Here is a 6,031-nt window from a genome sequence, read left to right as displayed (position 1 = left end):
TTTACTGCTTCAATTTTGAATTCTTCAGGATATCGTTTACTGCTCATAAGCACCTCGTTAATTAGCCATTTTATCTAACTAAAAGGTGTCTACAAAATTAGTGGCTATTCAGATGGAGGTCGATATAGAGGAAGGCTTGGAGGTAGTTAAGGAGTTTGATATAGATGAACTTATTGAATCTGAACCCCTGCAAACTAGAACCAAAAAGGAATCTAAATCAGGGCCTAAGTTCCATCAGGGAGAGGGTGTTGTACAAGAGATTCAGAAAAGCTTGCAGCAGAATGTACGGGTTGTAAATTAAAAAAACTTAAAGAGAACAGCGAGTTCTCTTTAATTTATTTATTTTTTTGCTTGTATTAAAAAATAAATAAGATGATTGAACCTAATACCAAACGATACCAAGCAAAAACTTTTAAAGTATGTTTTTCTACAAATTTAACCATGGCTTTTACCACAAGCAAAGCTGCGATGAATGCGGTTACAAAGCCTACGGAAATATTCAATAAATTTTCTGAAGTTAAAACATCAACGTTGCGAAATATGTCATAAGTAGCGGCACCAAGCATTGTTGGTATGGCAAGGAAAAAAGAAAATTCAGTAGCTGCTTTACGTGATAAACCCGCCAACATCCCCCCAATAATGGTTGCACCAGACCGTGAAGTCCCTGGAATCATCGCAAGACATTGAACCAAACCAATAACAATGGCCTGTTTGAATCCAATATTGGTTGCCTCAATGGTTTGGACTTTAAAATTTTTAGCTTCTACAGCAAAAATTAACAGTGCACCAATAATCAGTGCAGATGCAACAACCGAAGGACTGAATAAAACTTGTTTAATAAAATCAACAGCTATAACTCCGATCACTACTGCAGGAATAAATGCAATGAAGACATTTATCGCAAAACGTCTCGCATGGTAATCACCTGATATAAAACCATGTAGTAGATTAATAATTTTTTTACGGTAGAGCCAACAAACGGCTAAGATTGCGCCCAGTTGAATGACAACTTCAAAGACACGGCCTGAGTCTGAATGAAAATCAATTAAATGGCCAAATAAAATTAAATGACCAGTACTGGAAATGGGTAAAAACTCCGTTAAACCTTCTATAAAACCTAAAAATAAGGCTTTAAGTACTGAAATTATATCCATAAATAAAGTGAGTCACAGAATAATAATAGCCATCACTTTTAAGATATTTTTCTGCATTTATAAATTCACTGAGCCAAATTTTTACGCTTTCTTTACGCGGCATCCAAAGTTATGGATAGAGACTTTACGGTTTTATTTTTCATACTAGATAGTGGAATATCCCAATGCTTAGGATGAAAAACATGAGTGCGGTCATTCACGCGCATCAGCAGGTACAGCATCAAAAAAATTGCGTTGTACAAAACAATCAAAATATATCTTATTTCAACTTCTTTAAGCAGATTTCAGCTCTGAAACATAGGAGTGAAATGCCATGTTAGAGTTTGCTTTGCTTTTAGCCATCGTCTTTGTTCTGGCTTATCCCTTGGGTAAATACCTCGCAGCAATTATGCACAACCGCGATATGAAAATTGATCCTCTATTCAATTGGATTGAAAAGCCCATTTACGCGGCTTTAGGAATCAATCCCAAACGGGGGATGAATGTCAAAACCTATTCATTCAATTTTGTCATGAGCTGTGCAGTGATCGGTTTGGTGACTTGGACTCTATTTATGGTTCAAGCCAGCCTGCCGTTGAACCCAAACCATGCACCGAATATGTCATGGGATTTGGCGCTGCATACCATGATTTCGTTTCTGACCAATACCAACCAGCAGCACTATTCAGGACAGGCGCAACTGTCATATTTATCGCAAATGGTCGGCATTGTCGGCTTGCAGATCATCACGCCGATGATGGGCCTGGCGATGGTGGTGGCTACAGTTCGAGCACTGTTCTACAAACAATCCAATGCACTTTCTGAAACCGATCAACAGACCAGCTTTAAGCATAAAGTGCAACAAATTAATGTCGGCAACTATTGGGCCGATGTGATTCGTCCGACGTTCCGCTTTCTGATTCCTTTATGCATGGTTTGGTCATTATTGCTCACTAGCCAAGGCGTACCATCGACTTTTCAAGGCGGCCCAGAAGTTCAAGTCATCGACCAAAGCAGCGAATTAACAACGCAAAAAATACCTTTAGGCCCTGTTGCGCCCATGGTAGCAATTAAGCAATTGGGCAGTAATGGTGGTGGCTGGTATGGTCCGAACAGCAGTGTACCTTTGGAAAATCCGACACCATTGTCAAACTTTCTGGAAATGCTTGCGATTTTACTGATCCCTGTTTCGGTGATTTTTATGCTGGGCTTTTTCACCAAACGCGCCAAATTCGCAGGCTTGGTCTTTGCTTCAATGCTGCTGATGTCGATCATTTCTGCGACTAGCGCTATCTGGTCAGAAAGCCTTTCATCGACTTCGACATTGCTTTCCGCCATGGAAGGTAAAGAAGTGCGTTTTGGCGAGGCATCATCTGCTTTGTGGTCAGCGGTCACCACCCAAGTCAATAACGGCTCAGTGGATATGATGCATGATTCATCTGCACCGCTCACAGGTATGGTGCAATTGTCCAATATGCTGATCAATGCCATTTGGGGCGGGATTGGCTGTGGTTTACAGCAATTCATTATTTATCTGTTTTTAGCAGTCTTTATTGCAGGCTTAATGACCGGCCGCACCCCAGAATTGTTTGGCCGCAAAATTGAAGTCGGTGAAATCAAGCTGCTCGCTGTTGTGATTTTGATCCAACCCATCGTCATTCTTGGTTTAACCGCAATAACTGTGTTTTTTCCTGAATTGACGGGCAACAGTAATCCGCAATACCACGGCATTTCTCAAGTGCTATACGAATATGTGTCTGCATTTGCCAACAATGGCTCAGGCTTTGAAGGGCTATCAGACAATACCGTGTGGTGGAATGTCACATGCGGTATTGCTTTATTGCTCGGCCGTTTCCCGACATTAATTATTCCTTTAATCATCGCTACACGTTTAGCTGCTAAACGCCAAGCACCTGAAAGCAGCGGCAGTTTAAAAGTCGAAACGCCAACATTCGCACTGACTTTAATTGCCATTGTGGTGATGTTGACCTTATTGCAATTTATGCCAGCCCTGGTCTTGGGGCCAATTGCTGATCATCTGTTATTGGTTCAAGGTTAAGGGTGAGTACAATGAATCATTCAAAACACACTGTTCAAACACAGCAAAACACCATAGCTTCAACCTTATTTCAAGCTGAAGCATGGAAAAATGCCTTTATTAAACTGCTGCCGCAGCATGTGATTAAAAATCCGGTGATGGCCATCGTTTGGCTTGGGACGCTGATTACACTGGTTAGTACAATTCTAGGTCAATCTAGTTTGGTTTTTGGCTTATTGGTGACGTTGATTTTATTTGTGACGGTTCTCTTTGCCAATTATGCCGAAGCGGTTGCTGAAGCCAAAGGCCGCGGACAGGCGTCATCCCTGCGTCAAGCGCGTCAGAATTTGACGGCGCGCCGGATCCATTCTAAAGATGATATGGATGGGGTGCAGATTTCAGCGGCTGAATTGAACATGCATGACTTGATTGAAGTGCGTGCAGGGGAATTGATTCCCGCAGATGGTGAAATAATTCAGGGCTTTGCTACGATCAATGAAGCTGCAGTAACAGGTGAATCTGCGCCGGTACTCCGTGAAGCGGGCACAGATAAATCTGGGGTGATTGGCGGAACCAAAGTCTTAACCGACCGGATCATCGTGCAAGTGACCGCAGAGGCGGGAAATAGCTTTCTCGACCGAATGATTGCTTTAGTCGAAGGCTCAAACCGTCAAAAAACACCGAATGAAATTGCCTTAGGTATTTTACTGACCGTGATGACTGTGACTTTTATCATCGTCGTGGTCAGCCTGCCGTTGATTGGACATTTCCTGCATATTGAAATCAGCCCGATTTTATTGGTGGCGCTATTGGTCTGCTTGATTCCAACCACCATCGGCGGCTTATTGCCAGCTATTGGAATTGCAGGGATGAACAGAGCGCTCAAAGCCAATGTGATTGCCAAATCAGGCAAGGCGGTTGAAGTTGCAGGCGATATAGATGTTTTACTACTCGATAAAACCGGAACTATTACTTACGGTGACCGTCAGGCGACTGCTTTTTATCCCTTAACAGGAGTGACGGAGTCTGAACTTCGCCAAGCGGCGGTACTGACTTCTTTGGCCGATCCAACGCCAGAAGGTAAATCGGTGGTTGCTTTGGCCAAAGAGCAAGGTGAAAGAGTGGCCGAGCCTGAACAGGCTGAATTTATCGCTTTTAATGCGTCCACACGCATTTCAGGCCTTAACTTGGCGGATGGTCATCAAGTGCGTAAAGGCGCTATGGATGCCATTCTTAAATTCGCTTCGCAAAACCTTGAAAATCATGCCGAACTGAAAGCGCGCGTAGAACAAATAGCTTCAAAAGGGGCAACGCCGCTGGTCGTGGCTAAAGACCAGAATTTGTTGGGTGTCATTGAACTATCAGACGTGATTAAGCAAGGCATTAAAGAAAAATTTGCGCGCTTACGTGAAATGGGCATTAAAACTGTGATGGTGACCGGAGATAATCCGCTCACAGCAGCGGCCATCGCAGCAGAGGCTGGTGTGGATGATTATATCGCTGAAGCGAAACCAGAAGATAAACTCACATGCATTCGAACCGAGCAAAACAAAGGACATTTGGTAGCGATGGTCGGTGACGGTACTAATGATGCACCGGCGTTGGCCCAAGCAGATATTGGCTTAGCCATGAACTCGGGAACGCAAGCAGCCAAAGAAGCAGGCAATATGGTGGACTTAGATTCTGATCCAACCAAATTGCTATCTGTGGTTGAAATAGGCAAACAGCAGCTGATTACTCGCGGTGCATTAACCACCTTTTCCTTGGCGAATGATGTATCAAAGTATTTTGCAATTTTGCCGGCATTATTCGTCGCGGCAATTCCGCAAATGCATGTGTTAAATGTCATGCAACTAAGCAGTTCTGAAAGTGCCATCCTGTCTGCGCTGATCTTTAATGCGATCATTATTCCTCTGCTGATTCCAATTGCACTGCGCGGTGTGAAATTCAAACCTTCGACATCTACCCAATTATTGCGCCGCAACATGCTGATTTATGGTGTGGGCGGGGTGCTGCTACCGTTTATTGCCATTAAAGCGATTGATCTGCTGATCAGTCCAATCTTGGCCCTATAAATTTTTTGAGGATGACAAAGTGAATATGCAAAATCATCAATTGGCAGACTCATCATGGGGTGAGAAACTGCGCGCTTCGTTTGGAATGACCATCATTGCTCTAGGCTTATGCGGCTTTGTATATAGTGCTGCTGCAACCAGCTTAGGACAAATGCTCTTTCCAAAACAAGCCAACGGCAGCTTGATTGTCGAAAATAATCAAGTGATCGGTTCACGCTTAGTGGCACAGCCTTTTGCCCAAGTTCAATATTTCCATCCGCGTCCATCTGCCGCAAATTATGATCCTATGGCGATGGCCGGAAGCAACATGGCGAGAACCAATCCTGAACTGCAGAAAGCCATAGAGGAACGGCTGAATCGAATCGCAGCGAAGGAACAGATTGAAAAATCTAAAATTCCTGCGGATCTGGTCACCGCTTCAGGCAGCGGCATCGACCCTGAAATTAGCGTGCAATCAGCCATGATTCAAGTGAAGCGGATTGCCCATGCACGGCATATGCCTGAACAGAATGTCGAAAAACTGATTCAGTCGCATACGGTTCAGCCGATTTTTGGGATTTTAGGGCAGGCACGTATCAATGTGCTTGAATTGAATTTGGCTTTGGATCGGGGCGGGAAGTGATATGAATGGCTTGAAGATTAAAATATAGTGATTGAACGCTATTAAATAATTTGAATTAAGTTACATACGATTGTTGGGCGAGGGGATGTTCTATACCTCCGCCCAACGGTGGCATCCATATTGCCCAGCAATAGCCAAGCTGACTTTAGACGCATTTAAATGA

The 6,031-nt window shown here is 43.5% G+C and carries 5 protein-coding genes; 4 read left to right on the top strand and 1 reads right to left on the bottom strand.

Translation table 11 applies throughout. The features are described from left to right. Positions 1-100: 100 nt before the first annotated feature. On the top strand, positions 101-301 hold the full coding sequence (locus ACPUEY_RS11980) for a hypothetical protein (RefSeq protein WP_425122215.1): 201 nt from the start codon (positions 101-103) through the stop codon (positions 299-301). A 55-nt stretch (positions 302-356) separates the two neighbouring features. Here ACPUEY_RS11980 and ACPUEY_RS11975 read toward each other — a convergent pair whose 3' ends face one another. Beyond that, positions 357-1,154 (bottom strand): undecaprenyl-diphosphate phosphatase, encoded by a 798-nt coding sequence (locus ACPUEY_RS11975; protein ID WP_004281622.1) that lies wholly within the window; start codon positions 1,152-1,154, stop codon positions 357-359. A 313-nt stretch (positions 1,155-1,467) separates the two neighbouring features. Here ACPUEY_RS11975 and kdpA point away from each other — a divergent pair, with 313 nt between their 5' ends. From kdpA to kdpC, 3 genes are read left to right on the top strand one after another with little or no spacing between them, the layout of a single operon-like run. Continuing rightward, positions 1,468-3,192 carry a potassium-transporting ATPase subunit KdpA gene (gene kdpA / locus ACPUEY_RS11970; protein ID WP_425122214.1) on the top strand — a complete coding sequence of 575 codons (1,725 nt, stop codon included), beginning with the start codon at positions 1,468-1,470 and terminating at the stop codon, positions 3,190-3,192. 11 nt (positions 3,193-3,203) lie between these two features. After that, on the top strand, positions 3,204-5,246 hold the full coding sequence (kdpB, locus tag ACPUEY_RS11965; protein ID WP_425122213.1) for a potassium-transporting ATPase subunit KdpB: 2,043 nt from the start codon (positions 3,204-3,206) through the stop codon (positions 5,244-5,246). Between the two features lie 19 nt (positions 5,247-5,265). Further along, entirely contained in the window at positions 5,266-5,868 is a 603-nt protein-coding gene (kdpC, locus tag ACPUEY_RS11960) for a potassium-transporting ATPase subunit KdpC (protein ID WP_004679624.1), read from the top strand. The last annotated feature ends 163 nt before the right edge of the window (positions 5,869-6,031 follow it).

Origin of the sequence: Acinetobacter sp. G11 (assembly GCF_049808495.1) — a bacterium.
GTDB lineage: Bacteria > Pseudomonadota > Gammaproteobacteria > Pseudomonadales > Moraxellaceae > Acinetobacter > Acinetobacter kookii.
This window is presented reverse-complemented; position numbering and strand designations above follow the sequence as displayed.

Bases quoted from the DNA above. Each gene is read 5' to 3' on its own strand.
- ACPUEY_RS11975 (WP_004281622.1), bottom strand. From the start codon at position 1,154: ATGGATATAATTTCAGTACTTAAAGCCTTATTTTTAGGTTTTATAGAA.
- kdpA (WP_425122214.1), top strand. From the start codon at position 1,468: ATGTTAGAGTTTGCTTTGCTTTTAGCCATCGTCTTTGTTCTGGCTTAT.
- kdpB (WP_425122213.1), top strand. From the start codon at position 3,204: ATGAATCATTCAAAACACACTGTTCAAACACAGCAAAACACCATAGCT.